Raw genomic sequence first — 20,770 nt, 5'->3', positions numbered from 1 at the left:
CATGCGCGGCGAGATCGAATTGCGGCGCGACGACTTCCGCGAAGCGCCGCGCACGCTGTACCGTACCGACGGCCTCACCGTCACCGCGTTCGCGTATCCGTCCGGCGTCGAGGCGCTGAAGCTCGAGAACCGACGCGGTCATCTGGTCGTGCTGCCATATCTCGGCCAGATGATCTGGGCCGCCGAATTCGACGGCCGCGACCTGACGATGAAGCACATGTTCCGGCAGCCGAAGCGCGCGGTGTCGATCATCGATACCTACGGCTGCTTCATGTTCCATAGCGGGCTGCTGCGCAACGGCTGCCCGGGGCCGGACGACACGCACGCGCTGCACGGCGAGATGCCGTGCGCGCCGATGGACCGCGCGAGCCTCGTCGTCGGCACGGATGCGCGCGGCGCGACGGTCGAAGTGACCGGCGAATACGAATACGTGCAGGGCTTCGGCAGCCACTACGTCGCGCGTCCGTCGGTGCGGCTGGCCGAACACGACGCGCGGATGACGATCGCGATGGATGTGACGAACCTCGGCGGCGCGCCGATGGACCTGATGTACATGGCGCACCTGAACTACGCATACGTGCCGGGCGGCCGCTTCGTGCAGTCGCTGCCGCGTGGCGGCATGCGGCTGCGCGACAGCGTGCCCGCGCACGTGAAGCCGACCGCCGCGTGGCGCGACTACACGGCCACGCTGGCGCGCGATCCGGTGCGGCTCGCGACACTCGATGCGCCCGCGCTGTACGACCCGGAGATCGTGTTCTTCATGAACGACGTGGCAACGGACGCCGACGGTGTCGCGCATTTCCGGCTCGCGCATCCGGACGGCGGCGCGTTCCACACCGCATACCGGCCCGCGCAATTTCCGCATGCGACGCGCTGGATCCTGCACAACGCCGATCAGCAGGTGGCCGCGTTCGCGCTGCCGTCGACCTGCGAGCCGGAGGGTTACGAAGCTGAGCGCCGCAAGGGCCACGTCGCGGCGCTGGCGCCCGGCGCATCGCGCCGCTTCGAGGTGCTTACCGGCTACCTCAGCGCGGCGGAAGCGCGCGATGTGTGACCCGATGCACGGCGCCGCGTCAGGTCACGAGCGCGATTCCGTGCTCGCGGATCGCCGTTTCGTAGCGGTGGCTCAGTTGCCCGTCGGAGATCACGTAGTTGAAATCGGTCAGTTCGGCGAAATAGGCCGCGCGCACTTCGTCGAACTTCGTGTGGTCGACCAGCAGGAAGCGGTTCTGCGCGCGCGCCATCACCTTCTTCTTCGCATCGACTTCGTGGAAGTTGAAGCACGTGACGCCGCAGCGCTCGCTCACGCCGGCCGCCGAGATGAACGCCTTCGACACGCGCACCGAATCGAGAATGCCCGTTTCGGCGACCGATTCGAACACCATGTTCTGCCGGTGATACGCGCCGCCGCACAGGATCACGTTGCAATGCGGCTTCTGCTGCAGCTTCGCGAACACGTTCAGCGAATTGCAGACCGCCGTGAACTCGAGGTCGTCCGGAATGAAATCGACGATGAACGGCGTGGTCGACCCGCAGTCGACGAAGATCGTGTCGCCGGTCGTCACGAACTGCGCGGCCAGCTTGCCGATGCGGCGCTTTTCCTCGGTCTGCCGGTTGTTCTCGGCGCTGATCAGGTACTCGCCGATGTCGCTGCGCTGCGCGGCGAAATGGCGCGTCACGTAGCCGCCGATCAGGCTGAGGCCGTGCGGGTTGTCCGCGAGATCGCGGCGGATCGTCATTTCGGACACGCCGAACAGCTCGGCGACTTCCCTCAGATGAATCGCGTTCTGCCCTTGCAGCACGTTCATCAATGTCTTGATCCGTTCGCCCTTCTTTGTTTCCATGCCTGTATCCTGCGTGCCCGCCGCGTGAGTCGCTCGTCGTGCCGGGCGCGCGGGCCCGGCCGGAATGTCGTATTTGTAACAAACCGATGTGAAAACATCAACTTTCCGTGTGCCCTTTCCGCACACGATCCGTGGAGTCCTGACACATGCCGCTTTCCAACGCCCAACTCGCCCAAACCATCGATCACACGCTGCTCGCGCCCGACGCGAGCGACGCGCAGATCCGCGAACTCTGCCGCCAGGCGGCCGAGCATCGCTTTTACTCGGTCTGCGTGAATTCGGCGAACGTGCCGCTCGCCGCGCGCGAGTTGGCCGATACCGGCGTGCTCGTCTGCGCCGTGGTCGGCTTTCCGCTCGGCGCGGGGCTGTCCGCCGCGAAGGCGTTCGAGGCCACCGCCGCGATCGCGGCGGGCGCCGGCGAGATCGACATGGTGATCAACATCGGCGCGCTGAAAAGCGGCCGCGCCGACGACGTGAAGGCCGACATCGACGCCGTGCATCGCGCGTGCGGCACGGTGCCGCTCAAGGTGATCCTCGAAACGGGGTTGCTGACCGACGACGAGAAGGTGCGCGTGTGCGAGATGTGCCGCGATCTCGGCGTCGCGTTCGTGAAGACGTCGACCGGGTTCGGCCACGGCGGCGCGACACTCTCCGACGTCGCGCTGATGCGCCGCACGGTCGGGCCGACGCTCGGCGTGAAGGCGTCGGGCGGCGTGCGCGACCGCGCGGCCGCGCTCGCGATGCTCGAAGCCGGCGCGACGCGGCTCGGGACGAGTTCGGGGGTGGCGATCGTCAGCGATCTAGGCGGCGGCGGTTCGGGGTATTGACACGCGAATGGCCGGCCTTCGCGTGCATGCATCATGCATCAGGACCGGCCGTGGCAATGTATCGCGCGAGCAGCACCGTGCGGCATCGCCCCGGCGGACAGGCGCGCGCTCGGCCCAAGACACGTGCCCGACGGCTTCCCCGCATGCGACAACCTCGGCACAATGCCGCCCATGCGCCACGACAACGCCTTCGTCTACCCGTCCCCCGGCCTCGCCGGCCGGCTCGCCAACCGGATCGTCGCGAGCGGCCCGCTGCTGCGCGCCCGCCGCGCGCTGCTGTCGCGGCTGCCGTTCCTGCAGCTCGCGAGCGACGTCGAGCATGTCGTGTATTGCACGTGGGTCGTCGATGTCGCGGCCGTCGCGCACCTCGTGCCGCGCGGCGTCACGCTCGCGAGCCGCGGCGGCCGCACGCTGTTCACGACGCTCACCTACCGGCATCGGCATTTCGGCCCGCGTGTCGCCGGCCCGCTGCGGCGCGTATTTCCGTCGCCGCTGCAGAGCAACTGGCGGCTCTACGTCGACGCGCTGCCGAACGGCGCGCCGGCCGAGCGCACCGTGCTGTTCGTGAAGAACGTGTTCGATCACCCGCTCTATGCGCTCGGCAGCCGGCTGTTCAGCGATGCGCTACCGTCGCATCTCGCGCGGCCCTTCACGCATGAGGCACGCGACGGACGCTACGACACGCGGCTGGCAGGCAGCGGCGGCAGCGCGCCCGACTTCCGCTGCACGGCCGAAGCGTCGCACGACCGGACGTTGCCCGATGCATTCGCCCCGTTCTTCGACGACTGGCGCGCGGCCGTCGCAGCGCTGTCGCTGCAGCACGCGGCCGTCGCCCATGTCGAGGACTGCGACCGCCTCGCGTATGCGTCGATCGACCTGCCGATCGACGTCGACGCGGTGCAACCGCTGAAAACGGTCGGGCCCGCCGGCGGCGACTTCCTTGCCCGCATCGGCGCGATCGGCGAACCGCTGTGCTTCGTCGTGCCCGACGTCGCGTTCCGCGTGCTGTCCGAGCGGCTGTTGTAACGCGCTGCTCGGGCGGTCCGCGCCTAAATCGCGGCGGCCGGAGCGCCATACAAAGCACGCGGCCGCCCGAAGGCGGCCGCGCGAAGTGGGGTGAAGTGCCGCTTACTTGCTGTAGTCGTACACCCCACGCCCGGTCTTGCGCCCGAGCCTGCCCGCCGACACCATCTCGCGCAGCAGCGGACACGCGCGATACTTCGGATCGCCGAAGTCCTTCAGGAACACGTCCATCACCGCGAGGCACACGTCGAGGCCCACGAGGTCGGCCAGCGCGAGCGGCCCGATCGGGTGGTTCGCGCCGAGCTTCATTCCCGCGTCGATTTCCTCGGCCGACGCGATCCCTTCGGCCAGCACGAAGAACGCCTCGTTGATCATCGGCACCAGGATCCGGTTCACGACGAACCCCGGCGAATTGCGCACGCCGATCGGCGACTTGTCGAAACGCTCGGTCAGCGCGCGCACGGCCGACGCGGTCGCGTCGCTCGTCTGCAGCCCGCGGATGATCTCGACGAGCGGCATCAGCGGCACCGGGTTGAAGAAGTGCATGCCGAGAAAACGCGACGGATCGGCGAGCGGCGCCGCAAGCGCGGTGATCGAGATCGACGACGTGTTGGTTGCGATGATCGCGTCCGGGCGCGCGACGGCCTCGATCTGCTTCAGGATGCGGCCCTTCAGCTCGACGTTCTCGGTCGCGGCCTCGATCACGATGTCGACCGAGGCGAGCGTCGCGTAGTCGGTCGACGTCGTGATGCGCGCGAGCGCCGCATCGCGTGCGTCGGCCGCGAGCTTGTCCTTCGACACGAGCCGCTCGAGGCTGCCCTTCAGCGTCGCGAGGCCCTTGTCGAGCGCGGCGTCGCTGACGTCGATCATCACGACGTTCAGTCCGGCGACGGCAGCGGTTTGCGCAATGCCGTTACCCATGGTTCCGGCGCCCACGACGCCGACGGTTTCGATGGCCATGACGATTCCTGTGTATTCGGATGCTGAGCGGTCGATTATCAGATGTTCTCGAAGATTGCGGCAATCCCCTGGCCGCCGCCGATACACATCGTGACGAGCGCGTAACGCCCGCCGATGCGCTTCAGCTCGTACAGCGCCTTCACCGTGATCAGCGCGCCGGTCGCGCCGATCGGGTGACCGAGCGAGATGCCCGAGCCGTTCGGGTTGACCTTCGCGGGATCGAGGCCGAGCTCTTGCGTGACCGCGCACGCCTGCGCGGCGAACGCCTCGTTCGCTTCGATCACGTCGAGATCGGCGATCTTCAGGCCGGCGCGTTCGAGCGCCTTCTGCGTGGCCGGCACCGGGCCGATGCCCATGTACGCCGGATCGACGCCCGCATGCGCATACGCGACGAGGCGCGCGAGCGGCTTCACGCCCTGCGCGCGTGCGGCGTCCGCGCTCATCATCAGCACGGCGGCAGCGGCATCGTTGATGCCCGATGCGTTGCCGGCCGTCACGGTGCCGTTCTCCTTCGCGAACACGGGCTTGAGCTTCGTGAAATCGTCCGCGCTCGCGTCGTGCCGCACATGCTCGTCGGTGTCGAACGCGACCTCGCCCTTCTTCGTGCGGATCGAGATCGGCAGGATCTGGTCCTTGAAGCGCCCTTCGGCGATCGCGCGCGCCGCGCGGCGATGCGATTCGAGCGCCAGCGCATCCTGCGCGTCACGCGAGATGTCGTATTTCTTCGCGACGTTCTCGGCCGTCACGCCCATGTGGATCGTCTGGAACGGGTCGTGCAGCGCGCCGAGCATCATGTCGACGAGCTTCGCGTCACCCATGCGCTGGCCGAAGCGCGCGGCCGGCACGGTGTACGGCGCACGGCTCATGCTTTCCGACCCGCCGCCGATCGCGACGTCGGCGTCGCCGAGCATGATCGTCTGCGCGGCCGACACGATCGCCTGCAGGCCGGAGCCGCACAGGCGGTTCACGGTCAGCGCCGGCGTGTGCTGCGCGACGCCGCCGTTGATCGCCGCGACGCGCGCGAGGTACATGTCCTTCGGTTCGGTGTTCACGACGTGGCCGAACACGACGTGCCCGATCGCATCGCCCGGCACGTTCGCGCGCAACAGCACTTCGGCGACCACCTTCGCGCCGAGGTCGGTCGGCGAGAAATCCTTCAGGCTGCCGCCGAAATCACCGATCGCGGTACGGACACCGCTCACCACCACGACTTCCTTCGCTGCATTGCTCATCGTCTCACTCCGGTTCGTTCGCGCCCGCGGGCGCGGGGATACGTTGCGTTACATGTTCGGGTAATTCGGCCCGCCGCCGCCTTCGGGCGTGACCCACACGATGTTCTGCGTCGGGTCCTTGATGTCGCAGGTCTTGCAGTGCACGCAGTTCTGCGCGTTGATCACGAGGCGATCGCTGCCGTCGTCGTTCTTCACGAACTCGTACACCGCCGCCGGGCAGAAGCGCGCCTCCGGTCCCGCGTAGGTCCGCAGGTTCACATTCACCGGCACGCTCGCGTCCTTCAGCGTCAGGTGCACCGGCTGGTTCTCCTCATGGTTCGTGTTCGAGATGAACACCGACGACAGCCGGTCGAACGTCAGCTTGCCGTCCGGCTTCGGATACGCGATTGGCTCACACTGCGACGCCGGCTTCAGCATCTCGTGGTCCGCGTGCTGGTGATGCAGCGTCCACGGCACGTTGCCGCCCATCACCTTCTGCTCCAGCCCGACCATCAGCGTGCCCAGGTACAGGCCCTTGGCCATCCACTGCTTGAAGTTGCGCGCGCGGTACAGCTCCGTGTACAGCCACGATTGCTTGAACGCGTCCGGATAGGCGTTCAGCTCGTCCGACTGGCGGCCGGCCTGCACCGCGTCGAACGCGGCGTCGGCCGCCAGCATGCCGGTCTTGATCGCCGCATGGCTGCCCTTGATCCGCGATGCGTTCAGGAAACCCGCGTCGTCGCCGATCAGCGCGCCGCCCGGGAACACCGTCTTCGGCAGCGACAGCAGGCCGCCGGCCGTGATCGCGCGCGCGCCGTACGACACGCGCTTGCCGCCTTCGAGGAACGCGCGGATCGACGGATGCGTCTTGTAGCGCTGGAATTCCTCGAACGGCGACAGGTACGGGTTCGTGTAGCCCAGGCCCACCACGAAGCCGACCACGACCTGGTTGTTGTCCATGTGATACAGGAACGAGCCGCCGTACGTATCCGGTTTCAGCGGCCAGCCGGCCGTGTGGATCACCAGGCCCGGCTTGTGCTTCGCGGGATCGATTTCCCACAGTTCCTTGATGCCGATCCCGTACGCCTGCGGATCGGCGTTCGCGTCGAGCTTGTACTTCGCGATCAGTTGCCGCCCCAGATGGCCGCGGCAGCCTTCGGCGAACAGCGTGTACTTCGCGTGCAGCTCCATGCCGAGCTGGAAGTTCTCGGTCGGCTCGCCGTCCTTGCCCACGCCCATGTTGCCGGTGGCGACGCCTTTCACGGAGCCGTCGTCGTTGTAGAGAATCTCCGCAGCGGGGAAGCCGGGGAAGATTTCCACGCCGAGCGCCTCGGCCTGCTGGCCAAGCCAGCGGGTCACGTTGCCCAGCGAAATCACGTAGTTGCCGTGATTCTTGAAGTTGTCCGGCAGCGCCCAGTTCGGCGTGGTCACCGCGCTCTTCTCGGACAGGAACAGGAAGCGGTCTTCGCTCACCTCGACATCGAGCGGCGCGCCGCGCTCCTTCCAGTCGGGAAACAGCTCGGTGATCGCGCGCGGGTCCATCACCGCGCCCGACAGGATGTGCGCGCCGATCTCGGAACCCTTCTCGAGCACGCACACGCCGATCTCGGTGCCTTTCTCGGCGGCCAGCTGCTTGAGCCGGATCGCCGCCGACAGCCCGGCGGGGCCGCCGCCGACGATCACGACGTCGTATTCCATCGATTCGCGCGGGCCGTATTGCGCGAGCAAGTCCTGTGTGGTCAAAATCCTGTCTCCTGCTGCGTCCCGACCGTCAGCGGTCAGAACTGGTCTTCCGTCAACGCGAGCACGCTCTCGTTGCCCTTCGCGCCGACGATCGACGCTTCGAGCGCACTCGCCTGCACCAGCACGTGCTCCGCATAGCATTGGGCGATCGCGATCTTCGCATCGAAGAACGCGACGTCGCTCGCGCGATTCGCGTGCGCGGCCAGCAGCGCGCGCGCCATCTGCCATCCGCACAGCACGACGCCCGCGAGCTTCAGGTACGGCACGCTGCCCGCGAACACCGCGTTCGGGTCCTGCTTCGCGTTCGCCAGCACGTAGTCGACCACCGCCGACAACGCGCGCACACCCTTCTCCAGTTGCGCCTTCATCGATGCGGCCGCCGCGCCGTCGAGCTTGCCGAGCGCCGCGACCGTGTCGCCGATCTCGGCGATCAGCGCCTTCGCGACCGCGCCGCCGTCGCGCAGCGTCTTGCGGCCGACGAGGTCGTTCGCCTGGATCGCGGTCGTGCCTTCGTAGATCGCGAGAATCCGCGCGTCGCGGTAGTACTGCGCGGCGCCGGTCTCCTCGATGAAGCCCATCCCGCCGTGCACCTGCACGCCGAGGCTCGCCACGTCGTTCACCATCTCGGTGCTCCAGCCCTTCACGACCGGCACCAGATATTCGTAGATGGCCTGATGACGCGCGCGCGTCGCGTCGTCCGCATGGCGGTGGGCAATGTCGCTGTGCGCGGCGGCCACGTAGGCCAGCGCCCGCGCGCCTTCGGTCAACGCACGCATCGTGCCGAGCATCCGGCGCACGTCCGGGTGATGGATGATCGTCACCGACTGCTTCGCCGAGCCGTCCACCGGGCGGCTCTGCACGCGTTCCTTCGCGAATGCGGCGGCCTTCTGGTACGCGCGGTCGGCCACGCCGATCCCCTGCATCCCGACGCCGAAGCGCGCCGCGTTCATCATGATGAACATGTATTCGAGGCCGCGATTCTCTTCGCCGACCAGGTAACCGATCGCGCCGCCGTGATCGCCGTATTGCAGCACCGCGGTCGGGCTCGCCTTGATCCCGAGCTTGTGCTCGATCGACACGCAGTGCACGTCGTTGCGCGCGCCGAGCGAGCCGTCTTCGTTGACCATGAACTTCGGCACGATGAACAGCGAGATGCCCTTCACGCCTTCCGGTGCGTTCGGCGTGCGCGCCAGCACCAGGTGGACGATGTTGTCCGCCATGTCGTGCTCGCCCCACGTGATGAAGATCTTCGTGCCGAACACCTTGTACGTGCCGTCGCCCTGCGGCTCCGCGCGCGAGCGCACCAGCGCGAGATCCGAACCGGCTTGCGGCTCGGTCAGGTTCATCGTGCCGGTCCACTCGCCCGAGATCAGCTTCGGCACGTAGCGCTGCTTCTGCGCGTCGGTGCCGGCCGTCAGCAGCGCCTCGATCGCGCCGTCGGTCAGCAGCGGACACAGCGCGAACGACAGATTCGATGCGTTCAGCATCTCGATGCACGGCGTCGCGATCAGCTTCGGCAGACCTTGGCCGTCGTATTCGGCCGGATGCTGCAGCCCCTGCCAGCCGCCTTCGACGAACTGGCGGAACGCTGCGCCGAAGCCCGGCGTCGCGGTCACGACGCCGTCCTTCCAGCTGCTCGGGTTGCGGTCGCCTTCGACGTTCAGCGGCGCCAGCACCTCGCCGCAGAATTTCGCGGATTCGTCGAGCACGGCCTGCGCCGTGTCGTAACCCGCATCCTCGAAGCCCGGCAACTGCGCAACGGCGTCGATGCCCGCGAGTTCCTTCAGCACGAACAGCATGTCCTTGACGGGGGCGTTATAGCTCATGGTCGATGTTCCATTCAGGCGGTGAATAGGGCGCCACGGGGGCCGGTACGGCAAAACCGGCCAGTGCCGGGCGACGCGATGGGCCATCCTAACGCCGGGGATCCCGATTCCCATTGTCATATCCGGCCCACATGGTGACAAAACCGGCCACGGTGCACGCCGCCCGCGACCCTTGCGCATGGCGGTGAAGCCCGTCGGGCGGGCGTCGGCGCCCGGTCCGTCCGTCTCGACAATGGCGGCAACGCGCGCCAAAAAAGCGACCGGGCGCACGCGCGGCTCCCCGGCTCGACGTGGCAAAGGGAGCCGGTTATGGGAGTGTCCTCTGAAAAACCGGCCGTGAACACCGCAAAGGAGCCGGTTATGGGATGCGATCCTCGAACCGGCGAACCCGCGATACCCGGCCCCACTCCGGCGTCACGCGCGGCGCCGATACGTCCCCGGCGTGCTGCCCGTCCAGTGCCTGAACGCGCGATGAAACGCGCTCGGGTCGTCGAAGCCGATATCGGCGCCGATCGCCGCGATCGTGTCGGGCGTATCGGTCAGCCGCTGGATCGCGATATCGCGCCGCAGCTCGTCCTTCAGCACCTGGAACGTCGTCCCTTCGGCGGCGAGATGGCGGCTCAGCGTGCGCACCGAGCAATGCAGGTGCTCGGCCGCCTGATCGATCACGGGCAGATCCGGCAGCGCCGCCGACAGGTACTGCCGTACCCGATGGCACACGAGCTGTTCGCTGAACGATTCGAAGATCCAGTCGCCGGGCGCGCGCGCGAGGAACTTGCGCAGGTTGCGCTTGCTCTGCCGGATCGGCGCGTCGAGGTAATCGGCACTGAAGCGCATCAGCGTGCGCTCGCGGTCGAACTGCACGGCGCCGGTGAAGAAGTACAGGTGGTCGACCGCATGGCGCGGCCGCGGGCACGCGAACTCGATCTGCAGCAGCGGAATTTTCTGGCCGATCAGCCAGGAGCACACGCCGTGCACGAGCTTGAGCATCAACTCCTGGCCGAGCGCGCCGATCGGCCCGATGGCGTCGTTCGGGCGCAGCAGCACCTGCGCGACGAGCTCGTCGCGCTTCGATTCGACGAAGAAGTCGTCGAGCAGGATATGGAAGAATTGCCCGAAACGATGCAGCGCCGTTTCGAGGTTGCGCGCATCGAGCAGGCTCAGGCACAGGTACTTCAGCGTGCCGCCGCGCAACGGGCGCGAGAAGATGCCGGGCATCTCGTCGTCGAGGTCGATCGCGAGCGTGCGATACAGCGTCGAGAACTGCTCCTCCGTCACGCGCGCATGCGGCTCGCCGAGCAGCTCGATCGGAATGCCGGCGCCGCGCAGGTAGCGCTCGACCACGTCGCGCTGCACGCCTGCGCTCGCGAGAAAGCCGTTGACGAGCGAGATCGGCACCGTCGCGCTCGGCGACGGCAGCGCACGCCCGGGCCGGGCGGAAAGTGAATCTGAGCCGGTCATCGCGTCCCCGTCGATCGAACCGACCGCATTGTACTTGAGCGGCCCGCGCGCCACCTTCGGGGCTTTCCGCGCACCGGGCCGCGCAGCCTGGGCCGCGCGGCGCGGCGCCGTCATCAGTCGGCGCGGCTGAGTTCCCGGCGCAGGATCTTGCCGACCGTCGACTTCGGCAGCCGGTCGACGAAGCGCACGAGCTTCGGCACCTTGTACGCGGCCAGGCTCGCGCGGCAATGCGCGACGAGCTGCGCCTCCGTCACGTCGGCGTCCGGCGCGAGCACCACGAACAGCTTGACGGCCTCGCCCGTGCGCGGGTCCGGCACGCCGATGCACGCGCATTCGGCGACGCCCGGCAGCGCGGTCGCGACCGCTTCCACCTCGTTCGGGTACACGTTGAAGCCGGACACGATGATCATGTCCTTCTTGCGGTCGACAATCCGCAGGAAGCCGGCCGCGTCGAACACGCCGACGTCGCCGGTGCGGAAATAGCCGTCCGCGGTGAACGCGGCCGCATTCGCGTCCGGCTTCTGCCAGTAGCCGCTCATCACCTGCGGCCCCTTCACGCAGATCTCGCCCGCGTCGCCGATCGCCACCTCGCGATCCTGGTCGTCGAGCAGCTTCACGTCGGTCGACGGCAGCGGCACGCCCGTGGTGCCGGTGAACCGGTCGATCGACTGCGGGTTGAACGACACGACCGGCGACGTTTCCGACAGCCCGTAGCCTTCGCGGATGAAATTGCCCGTCACCGCCTTCCAGCGCGACGAGATCACGTCGATCACCGCCGCGCCGCCGCCGGCCGACAGCTTCAGCCGCGACCAGTCGACTTCCTTCAGCCGCGGATGGCCGGCGAGCCCCGCGTACAGCGTGTTCACGCCGACGAACACCGTCGGCCGCGCGGCCTTCAGCACGTCGACGAACCCGTCCATGTCGCGCGGGTTCGCGACGAGCCAGTTCTGCGCGCCGATCGCGAAGTAGGACAGGAAGTTCACCGTCAGCGCGAAGATGTGATACAGCGGGATCGCCGTGACGACGACCTCCTCGCCCGGCTGGCGCGCATCCGGCACGATCGCCGCGAACTGCGCGACGTTCGCGACGAGGTTGCGATGCGACAGCGCCGCGCCCTTCGACAGGCCGGTCGTGCCGCCCGTGTACTGCAGCAGCAACAGGTCCGCGCCGCTCAGCGCAACCGGCTCGCACGCGAGCGATTCGCCGGCGGCGATGGCTTGCGCGAGCGCAGTCGAACCGGGCGGCAGTGCGTCGCACGCGCCGGCCGGCGCATCGACGACGCCGAGATCGTCGCGCCCCACGCTCAGCACGGTGCGCACGCGCGTGCCGCCGATCACCTCCGCGAACGTGCCCATCGACCCGCCGCAGACGATCGCCACCTCGACCCCCGCGTCGTTGAGCTGATGCTCGAGCTCGCGCGCGGTGTAGTGCGGATTCACGTTGACCTGGACCGCCCCGATCTTCGCGACGGCGACGAACACGACCGGAAACGCGAGCACGTTGGGCAGCATCACGGCCACGCGGTCGCCCTTGCGCACGCCGACGACCTGCTGCAGATACGCGGCCAGCGCGCTCGACAGGCGTTCGACGTCGGCATAGGCGAGCGTGCGGCCGAACGCATGGAACGCCGGACGGTCGGCAAAGCGGTGCATCGCGTCGTCCAGCAGCGCGCTGACGGAAGGATGGCGATCGGCGTCGATCTCGGCGGGGATCGGGCCATACGACCCGAGCCAGTGTCTGTTCGTCATGTCTCACTCCTCTGGGGACGGCACGCCAGCCTGCGTGCCGTGCGCACGGCAGCCTGCACGCCGGAAGGACGCGGGCCGCCGCCTGATCGGCGACTATCGCGCGCACGACGCGCTTTGCAAATGATCCGGGCGGCCGAAACATGATCGAAACGGACAGGCGAAGCGCGTGCTGCGCAACATCACACGGCGAACACCTGACCGCCCGGGCAGCTCCGTCGGCGCATCAGGGTGAACCCGGTGGCGAATGGGACCGTTCCCGAGCAGAATTGCGTGCCGTCAACGATATCGATTCGGACGCAGGATCCCGTCATGCCGCGCAGTGCGCTCTTCAAACCGACCGACGCCCGCTCCATCCGGCTGCCGGATGCCGCGGCCGCCCACGCGTTGCGCGAGCAGCGCTTCACGCCGGCCAAGCTGGCCGTGCTCGTCGACGTGGCCGCGCAAGCCGGCCTCGACCCGGCGACGGTGCTCGCCGGCACCGGCCTCGCGCCGGCCGACGTCGCGGACCCGTTCACGCTCACGTCGCCGCTGCAGTTCCTGACGGCCGCACGCAATGCGGTCGGCCGGTACGACGGCACCGACCTTGGCGCGCGCGTCGGCCGCCTGCTGCGTGCGTCGAGCTACGGGATGTACGGCTACGCGATGCTGTGCTCGGAATCGCTCGCGCGCGCGTTCGATTCGGCCGTCAAATATCACCGGCTCGCGAACGGCATGCTGCCGATCCGCTGGGTCGAACAGGGTGACACCGCGTCATGGCTGTTTCCGGACCGGCACGACGTCGCGCTGCCCGATCTCGACGAGTCGCTGTACCGTTTCCTGATCGACATGCAGTTCGCGCTGCACGTGACGATCATCAAGGACGTGATGGGCGGATGGTGCGTGCCCGCGCGCGCGCAGTTCGCGCAGCCGCGGCCGCCGCACGGGGCGTTGCTGGCCGACGCGCTCGAATGCCCGATCGCGTTCGACCAGCCGCATCACGTGCTCAGCTATCCGGCGGCATGGCTCGCGCGTGCGCCGCAGCTCGCGAATCCGATCACCGCCGCGCAGATGTCGTCGCACTGCGCGCAATTGCTCGACGAATTGCGCAGCCGATCGGGCATCACGCGACGCGTCTACGAGGAGCTCACCCGCACGCCGGGACAATTCCCGGACATCGACGCGATCGCCGAGAGCCTGTGCATGACGTCGCGCACGCTGCGCCGCAAGCTCGAAGCCGAAGGCACGTCGTACAGCGAACTGCTGACGAGCGTGCGCAAGGCGCTCGCGATCGACTATCTCGGCACGACCACGCTCAGCACCGAGGACATCGCGCTGACGCTCGGCTTCAGCGATGCAGTGGGATTCCGCCACGCATTCAAGCGCTGGACCGGCACGACGCCGAGCGACGTGCGGCGCAAGCGCGGCAAGTAGCGCCTGCCGGGCGCGGTCAGCGCGTGCCGTCGCCCGCCGCCGGCGACGCGACTGCCAGCGCGAACTCGAACACCGCGCCGCGCCCGGGCCGATCGACGAGCCGGATGCCGCTGCCGTTGAGCGCCAGCATCCGGTGCACGATCAACAGGCCGAGCCCGCCGCTCGTCGCCGTGCCGCCGCTCATCGGCCGCTGCGGCCGCTGGAACAGCCCTTCGCGCCGCGCCGCCGGAATCCCTTCCCCGGTATCCGATACGGTCACGATCACGCGGTCGCCCTGCGGCGCCAGCGCGATCTCGACCTCGCCGTGCGAAGGCGTGTGCCGCAGCGCGTTGTCGAGCAGGTTGGTCAGCACGCGCTCGATCATCCCGAGGTCGGCCGACACGACCGGCACGCGCGGCGGAATCCGCGCATGCAGCGCGACCCCACGCGATTGCGCGGCCAGCTCGAATTTCTGGAACACGTCCTGCACGAGATCGACGAGCGAGAACGGCTCGCGCTCGGCCTGCACGCCGCCCGATTCGAGCCGCGCGAGTTCGAACAGCGCCTGCGCAAGCCGCCCGACCTTCGCGCTCTGCGCGAGCGCAATCGACAGGTAGCGCCGCCGCTCGGGCTCGGGCAGCGTGTCGGCCTTCAGCGACAGCGTCTCCAGATAGCCGTGCAGCGACGTGAGCGGCGTGCGCAGGTCGTGCGAGATGTTCGTGATCAGTTCGCGCCGCTGCTGGTCCTGGCGCGTCAGCGCGCGCCACTGGTCGCCGATCCGGTCGGCCATCTGCGCGAACGCGGATTCGAGCACCGCGATATCGTCGCCGCGGCGGCCCGGCGGCAAGTGCAGCATCGGCGGCGGCGTGTCGGGCGTGTCGGACCCACCCGGCGCGCGGGGCGCACCGTTTGCGTCGAAGTCGCGCATCGCGGCCGTCAGCCGGCGCAGCGGGCGCGTGATGAAGCCGAAGGCGACGAGGCCCGCGAGCAGGCCGAGCAGCGCGACGATCGCCATCGACCACAGCGTCGTGCGCAGCACGTTGCCGGCGTCGACGCGCGCGGCGAGCCGGTCATGCGCCTCGCCGAGCAGCACCACGTAGATGTAGCCCGACGGCGGCTGCCCCGCGCGCTGCAGCGGCGCGGCGCTGAACACCTTGCGCGCGTCCGGGCTGCGCGGATCGTCGCCGAGGATCGGCAGCGGCTGGCCCGCGATGAAGCGCTGCACCGGCGCGAGATCGACGCGGTCGCGCTTCACGTGGCCGGGCGGCGCATCGTCGCCCTTGATGCGCCCCGTGTTGTCGAGCAGGTACACCTCGACGCTCGGGTTCACGCCCATCAACTGTCCGAACAGCGTGCGCACGGCGTCGGGGCGCAGCCCGTTCGCGTCCATCAGCGGCGCGCTGCCGGCGATGTTGGCGGCCAGGTCGCGCGACAGCGCCTGCACGACTTCCTTCTCGCGCATGTCGTTCGCGCGGATCTGCAGCCACGCCGACGCGCCCGAGCACGCGAGCAGCAGGATCGAGAACACGAGCGACAGCCGCCGGGTGAGCGTGAGCTTCATCATGCGTCCCGCTGGCCCGGCGCGGCGAGCTTGTAGCCGCGTCCCCACACGGTCAGGATCCGCACGGGCTCGGCCGGATCGGCCTCGATCTTCGCGCGCAGACGGTTGATGTGGGTATTGACCGTGTGTTCGTAGCCTTCGTGCTGGTAGCCCCACACGGCGTTCAGCAGGTCCATCCGCGAGAACACCTTGCCCGGATGGCGCGCGAAGAAATACAGCAGGTCGAATTCGCGCGGCGTGAGGTCGATGCGTGCGCCGTCGACGCTCGCCTCGCGCGCGATCGGGTCGATCGCGAGCCCCGCGACGTCGAGCGTGCCCGCATCGATCCGCGAATCGCGCGCGAGCGCATCGACGCGCCGCAGCAGCGCCTTCACGCGCGCGACGAGTTCGAGCACCGAGAACGGCTTCGCGAGGTAGTCGTCGGCGCCGAGTTCGAGGCCGAGGATCCGGTGCACCTCGCTCGACCGCGCGCTCGTGATGATGATCGGCGTATAGCGCGTCATCGCCCGCGCGCGCCGGCAGATCTCAAGGCCGTCGACGCCCGGCAGCATCAGGTCGAGGATCAGCGCGTCCCAGTTGCCCTGTTCGAGCAGGCGCAGTCCTTCGGCGCCGTCCGCGCTGTGCACGACCTCGTAGCGCTCGTCGCGCAGGTGCAGGCTCAGCACGTCGGCGATGTCGGCGTCGTCCTCGACGATCAGGATGCGTTTCGGTTGGTCCATGGCGGTGGGCGGCGGCACGTCGGCGCGGGGCTCAATGACGGTGGTCGGCGGGCGGTCGGCCCGCGTCGAAGCGCGGAGGAAAACCGCGCTGCCGTCATTGTGCAAAATTTTGCGGCGGCGAGGGATCACATTTCGTTTAAGTTTGGATCGTGCTCGCGATGTCAGCCAATATCCGCAAGGCTTCCCGCTCCGGCCCTTCAAACTCGATCCCACGCGCCACGCGCGACCACCCAACGGACACGAAAAAACCGGGCGCGGGATGCCCGGTGCCGCCCTTTCCCTCGGCGCGGCGCGCGGCCGGCACCCGCGCGCGCGCCGGTGTAAAAACGGGCGCGGCGCCGAATGCCAGCCTGACCCAGCCGCTAGCGGTCGATGATCGAAAGGCGACCGCCGGCCGCCCTTCCCCGCGTTACGCCGCGGCCGCTTCGGCCCAGGGCGGCCGGAAATCCAGGCCGAGATGCTGGCTGATCGCCGCATCGAGCCGCTCGAGCGCGTCCCGCTCGATCCGCGTGATGCCTGGATGCCAGATATCGACCAGCAGGCAAACCCGCGGCTCGTCGCTGTCGTTCCAGCTCTCATGCTCGAACGTATCGTCGAAAATGATCGCGCGCCGATCCGGCCACTCGCGGGTCTCGTCGCCGACGCGCAGTCGCGAGCCGTGCGGCACGATCAGCGGAAGCTGGCAGGTCAGCTTGAGATTCGTCGTGTCCGAATGCGGCGGAATCCGCGTGCCGCCCTGGATCACCGAAAAGATGAACGCGCCGCTCGGGCTGAGGAAATCCTGCACCTCCCGCATCAGCGCCGCGGTGCGCGGGCAGCGGCGGCAATTCTCCTCGACCTCGGGCTCGCCCTTGCGCCTGAAATAGAACGACCCCCAGTCGTTGCGCCGGATCGACTCGAACCGTCCCGCCACCTGCTCTTCGTACGGCAGCAGCATCGGCGTGGTCACCTGCGCGAGAAACTCCTCGCGCAGCACGTCGACCGACGCCTCGAGCGTCGACGTGAACGCCTCGAGTTCCGGATAATCGGACGCTTCGTACCACGGCTTCCCGTCGAGCCCCGGGAAATAGAACAGCAACGGCCGCTGATGTTTCGGCAACACGGGCAACGGAACCCGCCCCGTATTGATGTCGACGAACTCGATCACGCGTTCGAGCTCCGCCATCCCGTACTGGGACACGAGCGCATCCAGCGTGTCGTGAATCGCATTGCGCATCTCCTGTTTCAAAGTCGCTCTCCTTGGCTATCGTGGGGGTGACAAACGAAAAAGATTGCCGCTACCGCATGACGCATCGCACCTGAATCGAACCGGCGCGCCCATCCCTACACGCGCGCCGTCGCCTTCGCCTCTTCCACCGGGTCGGCGGCCCAGCCGCCGATCGTGGCGCCGTATCCGGACGCCGCCGCGACCAGCACGCCGACGCCGCACCACACCGCCTGCACGCCCCATTGGCTGACCAGGTAGCCGAGCAGGACCGACGCGATCATGCTGCCGAGCTGAAACACCAGCGAAAAGAACGAGACGGCGCGCGATCGCAGCGCATCGGGCGTCCGGTGATGCAGCACCGCGTTGACCACCGCGCCGGCGATGCCGAGGCACAGCGCGACCCCGCTCAGCACGACGCCGAACGCGACGACGTGATTCGCCCAGCGCGTCAGCACGAGGCTCACGGCGAGCCCGGCGAACGGCAGCGTCACGGCGAGCGCCGGCCGCGCGGCGCATTGCTTCATCACGCGATACGACACCCAGCCGCCCGCGCCCTTCACGACCAGCATCAGCGTGAGGAACAGGCCGAACGCCCAGGTCGCGCCGTGCATCGGCACGAGCGTCTTCAACACGACCGGCCAGTAGCTCTCCAGCACCGACACGACGCCGCCGAGCAGCATGCAGAGCAGGATCAGCGGCCGCACCGCGCCGCCGTGCCACGTGAACCGGACCAGTTCGCGAAGATCGTCGAGCATCCTGCCGGCCGGCACCGCCTCGCGCGGCGCCTGCTCCGCCTCGGCGAAAAACCACGACGTGAGGCCCAGCAGCACGACGAACAGGCCGCATGCGAGAGCCAGGCCGATCTTGTACGGGTTGTCGAACAGCCGGCTGCCGATCAGGTCCGGGAGCACGCCGCCGACCAGCGACATGCTTGCCAGCCCGAGCGCGGAGGCCAGTTCCGCGCGGCCGAGAAAATACGGAATCCGCTTCGTTTCGCCGTGCTCGCGCAGCAGGCCGACATACCACGCGTCGACGGTCCCGGAACTCATCGCGCGCGCGATGCCGAAGCTCGCCGCCGCGAGGTACAGCATCGGCTTCTGGCTGAAGCACAGCATCAGCGCGCAGCCGACGCTGTTCATCAGCAGCGATACGCGATAGGTCCGGATACGGCCGACGCGGTCGGCCATCGCGCCGAACGGCAGCTCCAGCGCGATGGTCGACAGGCTGAACAGCGCCGCGTAAAGCCCGATCTCGAACAGCGTGAAATGGTTGTGCAGCAGGAACAGCGTGACGACCGGCAGCACGAGGCCGAAGGTGCCCCACAACGCCGCCTGCTGCAGGCAGTACCGCAGGTGAACGGTCATCGGCGGTCCTTGTCGCCGGACTCGAGCAGCAGGTACTCGCCGTCTTCCGCGCTGCCGGCGCCGATCTCGACGAAGCCGCACGCCGCATAGAACGCCAGCGCCGGCGCGTTGGCGCGCAGGCACTTGAGCCGATAGCGGGTGGCCGGCCAGCCCGGCAGCGCGCGCAGCAGCGCCCGGCCGACGCCGCTCCGGTGGTGCGGCCGGGACACGTGCAGGTGATGGATGAAATGGTCGGGCTCCCAGACCGACACGAAGCCGGCGAGTCGCCCGCTTCCGTCCTCGGCGACCCTCAGCCGCTCGCCTTCCGTCTGGGCGTCGAAATCGGCCAGCTCGAACGCGCCGGCCGGCTGCCAGACGAAGGTCTCGCGGCGCGAGTACAGGAACAGCTCGCGCAGGGCCGGCATATCGGCGGCCACGGCGTCACGCACGGTGATCTTCATGATTCGCTTCCCTTGCAGCGGTCGTGGTTGCCGGGTCGGCGCAGCCTGGCAGGCTCGCCATCACGTCGGCGACGAAGCGTTCGGTGTCCCAGCTGTGGTCCACCGTCGCGCCCAGCCGCGTGATGACCGCGCGGCACGACGGCACGATCACCACCAGCTGGTGATTGAAGCCGTCCATCATCATCAGGTCCTCCGGCAGCGACGGAAACCGGCGCGCGCCGCCGGCGCCGGCATTCAGCCACAGATGCGCGCCGAGCCGGCCGTCGTGCCGGGTCGCCTCGGGCGTCGCCATGAAACGCACCCAGTCCTCATCGACGATGCGCGCGCCGCGCCACACGCCGTGCTGCAGGATCAGCTGGCCGAGCTTCGACCAGTCCCGCGCCGATGCCAGCATGTAGCTGCTGCCGACCAGCGTGCCCGACGCGTCGGGCTCCATCATCGCGGTGCGGATGCCGAGCGGCTCGAACAGCCGCGCCCGTGCGAACGGCACGATGTCGAGCGGCCGCGGCGAGACCGCGCGCGCGACGATCTTCGCGATCAGCACGCTCCCGCCGCTCTGGTAGTCCACCTCGCGGCCGGGCGCGACCTTCAGCGGCCGGCTCGCGACGAAGCGCGCCATGTCGGTCGACTGGTACAGCATCTTCGTCGTGTCCGAGCCGGGCAGATAGCCTTCCTGGTAGTCCAGCCCGCTCGTCCATTGCAGCAGGTCGCGCAACCGGATCGCCTGGCGCGGGTCGCCGGACGACGCCCAGTCGTCCAGCAGGCGATCCTGCGCGAGCGTCAGTTTGCCGTCGCGGGCCAATACGCCCGCCAGCAATGCGGTGACGGTCTTCGTCATCGACCAGCCGAGCAACGGGGTGTCGGCCGTGACGCCCGGCGCGTACCGCTCGCCGACGAGCTTGCCGTCCTGCCGCACGACCACCGCCAGCGTGTTGCGCAGCGATCCGGGCGCCGGCTCCGCCACCGCGCGATCCAGCACGGCGCCCAGCGCCGGCGGCGGATCGGACGGTGCGGCATCGTCGAGGTGGTCGGCCTCGGCCGCCGCGCCCGGCAACGCGAGGCCATGGCCCTCCACGCGCAACGCGTCGAGCGCGTCGGCCGGCGCGATCGTGCAGCCGAGGCCCGGCCGGTACAACGCGACCGTCGCGCGCAGCACGCCGAGCCCGGCGGCCTCGACGGTCTGTCGCGCACGGTCGATCCGGTACGTGACGAAGTCGAACAACGGATTGATCGGCTGCACCTCGCGCGCGAACACGGCGCGCGCACCGTCGTCGCGACCGTCGCCGCCGGCGAGCACGCGCACGCACAGGTAATGCGACGCATAGCCGGTCGCGGCGGGCAGCGCCCAATACAGCAGGCCCACCGCAACGGCCAGCAACAGCATGACGGTGACGGCGAGAATCCTGACGGCGGTAGCGACACGGGACGGAGGACGATCCGGCATGGG

General features: G+C 68.7%; 17 protein-coding genes. 4 read left to right on the top strand and 13 right to left on the bottom strand.

The features are described from left to right. Window position 1: 1 nt before the first annotated feature. Window positions 2-1,054, top strand: a complete 1,053-nt coding sequence (locus CFB81_RS30260) for an aldose 1-epimerase family protein (RefSeq protein ID WP_089437617.1) — start codon at window positions 2-4, stop codon at window positions 1,052-1,054. A 19-nt stretch (window positions 1,055-1,073) separates the two neighbouring features. On the opposite strand, the gene deoR is transcribed toward CFB81_RS30260, so the two are convergent. Next, complete coding sequence (gene deoR / locus CFB81_RS30255) at window positions 1,074-1,844, bottom strand: DNA-binding transcriptional repressor DeoR (protein WP_089437616.1); 771 nt, start codon at window positions 1,842-1,844, stop codon at window positions 1,074-1,076. A 146-nt stretch (window positions 1,845-1,990) separates the two neighbouring features. On the opposite strand from deoR, the gene deoC reads away from it, so the two are divergent. Then, window positions 1,991-2,671, top strand: a complete 681-nt coding sequence (gene deoC, locus CFB81_RS30250; RefSeq protein WP_089437615.1) for a deoxyribose-phosphate aldolase — start codon at window positions 1,991-1,993, stop codon at window positions 2,669-2,671. 162 nt (window positions 2,672-2,833) lie between these two features. Then, on the top strand, window positions 2,834-3,697 hold the full coding sequence (locus CFB81_RS30245; RefSeq protein WP_089437614.1) for a DUF2071 domain-containing protein: 864 nt from the start codon (window positions 2,834-2,836) through the stop codon (window positions 3,695-3,697). Between the two features lie 102 nt (window positions 3,698-3,799). Here CFB81_RS30245 and CFB81_RS30240 read toward each other — a convergent pair whose 3' ends face one another. The 6 genes from CFB81_RS30240 to CFB81_RS30215 all read right to left on the bottom strand — a co-directional run bounded on the left by CFB81_RS30240 (window position 3,800) and on the right by CFB81_RS30215 (window position 12,643). Continuing rightward, complete coding sequence (locus tag CFB81_RS30240) at window positions 3,800-4,654, bottom strand: 3-hydroxybutyryl-CoA dehydrogenase (protein ID WP_069619533.1); 855 nt, start codon at window positions 4,652-4,654, stop codon at window positions 3,800-3,802. A 38-nt stretch (window positions 4,655-4,692) separates the two neighbouring features. Then, complete coding sequence (bktB, locus tag CFB81_RS30235) at window positions 4,693-5,886, bottom strand: beta-ketothiolase BktB (RefSeq protein WP_089437613.1); 1,194 nt, start codon at window positions 5,884-5,886, stop codon at window positions 4,693-4,695. 48 nt (window positions 5,887-5,934) lie between these two features. Then, window positions 5,935-7,563: an electron transfer flavoprotein-ubiquinone oxidoreductase gene (locus CFB81_RS30230; protein WP_373452667.1), complete on the bottom strand. Its 1,629-nt coding sequence runs from the start codon at window positions 7,561-7,563 to the stop codon at window positions 5,935-5,937. A gap of 80 nt (window positions 7,564-7,643) precedes the next feature. Then, window positions 7,644-9,434 carry an acyl-CoA dehydrogenase gene (locus tag CFB81_RS30225; protein WP_089437611.1) on the bottom strand — a complete coding sequence of 597 codons (1,791 nt, stop codon included), beginning with the start codon at window positions 9,432-9,434 and terminating at the stop codon, window positions 7,644-7,646. A gap of 414 nt (window positions 9,435-9,848) precedes the next feature. After that, window positions 9,849-11,009, bottom strand: coding sequence for an AraC family transcriptional regulator (locus CFB81_RS30220; RefSeq protein ID WP_069619529.1), 1,161 nt, complete (start codon window positions 11,007-11,009; stop codon window positions 9,849-9,851). Then, window positions 11,009-12,643, bottom strand: coding sequence for an AMP-binding protein (locus tag CFB81_RS30215; RefSeq protein WP_089437610.1), 1,635 nt, complete (start codon window positions 12,641-12,643; stop codon window positions 11,009-11,011). The genes CFB81_RS30220 and CFB81_RS30215 overlap by 1 nt, the downstream gene beginning before the upstream one ends. Window positions 12,644-12,952: 309 nt before the next feature. Here CFB81_RS30215 and CFB81_RS30210 point away from each other — a divergent pair, with 309 nt between their 5' ends. Further along, window positions 12,953-14,053, top strand: coding sequence for an AraC family transcriptional regulator (locus CFB81_RS30210; protein WP_089437609.1), 1,101 nt, complete (start codon window positions 12,953-12,955; stop codon window positions 14,051-14,053). A gap of 16 nt (window positions 14,054-14,069) precedes the next feature. On the opposite strand, the gene CFB81_RS30205 is transcribed toward CFB81_RS30210, so the two are convergent. The 6 genes from CFB81_RS30205 to CFB81_RS30180 all read right to left on the bottom strand — a co-directional run bounded on the left by CFB81_RS30205 (window position 14,070) and on the right by CFB81_RS30180 (window position 20,767). After that, the gene (locus tag CFB81_RS30205) at window positions 14,070-15,593 is read right to left on the bottom strand and encodes a HAMP domain-containing sensor histidine kinase (protein ID WP_089438128.1); all 1,524 of its coding nucleotides are present in this window, start codon (window positions 15,591-15,593) and stop codon (window positions 14,070-14,072) included. Continuing rightward, window positions 15,593-16,312, bottom strand: a complete 720-nt coding sequence (locus tag CFB81_RS30200; protein WP_050016036.1) for a response regulator transcription factor — start codon at window positions 16,310-16,312, stop codon at window positions 15,593-15,595. The genes CFB81_RS30205 and CFB81_RS30200 overlap by 1 nt, the downstream gene beginning before the upstream one ends. Before the next feature lie 409 nt (window positions 16,313-16,721). Beyond that, complete coding sequence (locus CFB81_RS30195; protein ID WP_084044335.1) at window positions 16,722-17,540, bottom strand: aspartyl/asparaginyl beta-hydroxylase domain-containing protein; 819 nt, start codon at window positions 17,538-17,540, stop codon at window positions 16,722-16,724. A 95-nt stretch (window positions 17,541-17,635) separates the two neighbouring features. Beyond that, window positions 17,636-18,883, bottom strand: a complete 1,248-nt coding sequence (locus CFB81_RS30190; protein ID WP_069619524.1) for an MFS transporter — start codon at window positions 18,881-18,883, stop codon at window positions 17,636-17,638. After that, window positions 18,880-19,323 (bottom strand): GNAT family N-acetyltransferase, encoded by a 444-nt coding sequence (locus CFB81_RS30185; RefSeq protein ID WP_089437608.1) that lies wholly within the window; start codon window positions 19,321-19,323, stop codon window positions 18,880-18,882. The genes CFB81_RS30190 and CFB81_RS30185 overlap by 4 nt, the downstream gene beginning before the upstream one ends. Further along, entirely contained in the window at window positions 19,304-20,767 is a 1,464-nt protein-coding gene (locus tag CFB81_RS30180) for a serine hydrolase (protein WP_089437607.1), read from the bottom strand. The genes CFB81_RS30185 and CFB81_RS30180 overlap by 20 nt, the downstream gene beginning before the upstream one ends. Window positions 20,768-20,770: the final 3 nt, after the last annotated feature.

This window comes from Burkholderia sp. AU28863 (genome assembly GCF_002223195.1).
In the GTDB taxonomy this organism is placed as follows: Bacteria; Pseudomonadota; Gammaproteobacteria; order Burkholderiales; family Burkholderiaceae; genus Burkholderia; species Burkholderia sola.
Note: the sequence above shows the minus strand (reverse complement) of the source record. Positions and strands in the feature narration are given on the sequence as shown.

Bases quoted from the DNA above. Each gene is read 5' to 3' on its own strand.
- CFB81_RS30215 (WP_089437610.1), bottom strand. From the start codon at position 12,643: ATGACGAACAGACACTGGCTCGGGTCGTATGGCCCGATCCCCGCCGAG.
- CFB81_RS30200 (WP_050016036.1), bottom strand. From the start codon at position 16,312: ATGGACCAACCGAAACGCATCCTGATCGTCGAGGACGACGCCGACATC.
- CFB81_RS30245 (WP_089437614.1), top strand. From the start codon at position 2,834: ATGCCGCCCATGCGCCACGACAACGCCTTCGTCTACCCGTCCCCCGGC.
- CFB81_RS30225 (WP_089437611.1), bottom strand. From the start codon at position 9,434: ATGAGCTATAACGCCCCCGTCAAGGACATGCTGTTCGTGCTGAAGGAA.
- deoC (WP_089437615.1), top strand. From the start codon at position 1,991: ATGCCGCTTTCCAACGCCCAACTCGCCCAAACCATCGATCACACGCTG.
- CFB81_RS30220 (WP_069619529.1), bottom strand. From the start codon at position 11,009: ATGACGGCGCCGCGCCGCGCGGCCCAGGCTGCGCGGCCCGGTGCGCGG.
- CFB81_RS30205 (WP_089438128.1), bottom strand. From the start codon at position 15,593: ATGAAGCTCACGCTCACCCGGCGGCTGTCGCTCGTGTTCTCGATCCTG.
- CFB81_RS30190 (WP_069619524.1), bottom strand. From the start codon at position 18,883: ATGACCGTTCACCTGCGGTACTGCCTGCAGCAGGCGGCGTTGTGGGGC.
- CFB81_RS30230 (WP_373452667.1), bottom strand. From the start codon at position 7,563: ATGGAATACGACGTCGTGATCGTCGGCGGCGGCCCCGCCGGGCTGTCG.
- bktB (WP_089437613.1), bottom strand. From the start codon at position 5,886: ATGAGCAATGCAGCGAAGGAAGTCGTGGTGGTGAGCGGTGTCCGTACC.
- CFB81_RS30210 (WP_089437609.1), top strand. From the start codon at position 12,953: ATGCCGCGCAGTGCGCTCTTCAAACCGACCGACGCCCGCTCCATCCGG.
- CFB81_RS30240 (WP_069619533.1), bottom strand. From the start codon at position 4,654: ATGGCCATCGAAACCGTCGGCGTCGTGGGCGCCGGAACCATGGGTAAC.
- deoR (WP_089437616.1), bottom strand. From the start codon at position 1,844: ATGGAAACAAAGAAGGGCGAACGGATCAAGACATTGATGAACGTGCTG.
- CFB81_RS30260 (WP_089437617.1), top strand. From the start codon at position 2: ATGCGCGGCGAGATCGAATTGCGGCGCGACGACTTCCGCGAAGCGCCG.
- CFB81_RS30185 (WP_089437608.1), bottom strand. From the start codon at position 19,323: ATGAAGATCACCGTGCGTGACGCCGTGGCCGCCGATATGCCGGCCCTG.
- CFB81_RS30180 (WP_089437607.1), bottom strand. From the start codon at position 20,767: ATGCCGGATCGTCCTCCGTCCCGTGTCGCTACCGCCGTCAGGATTCTC.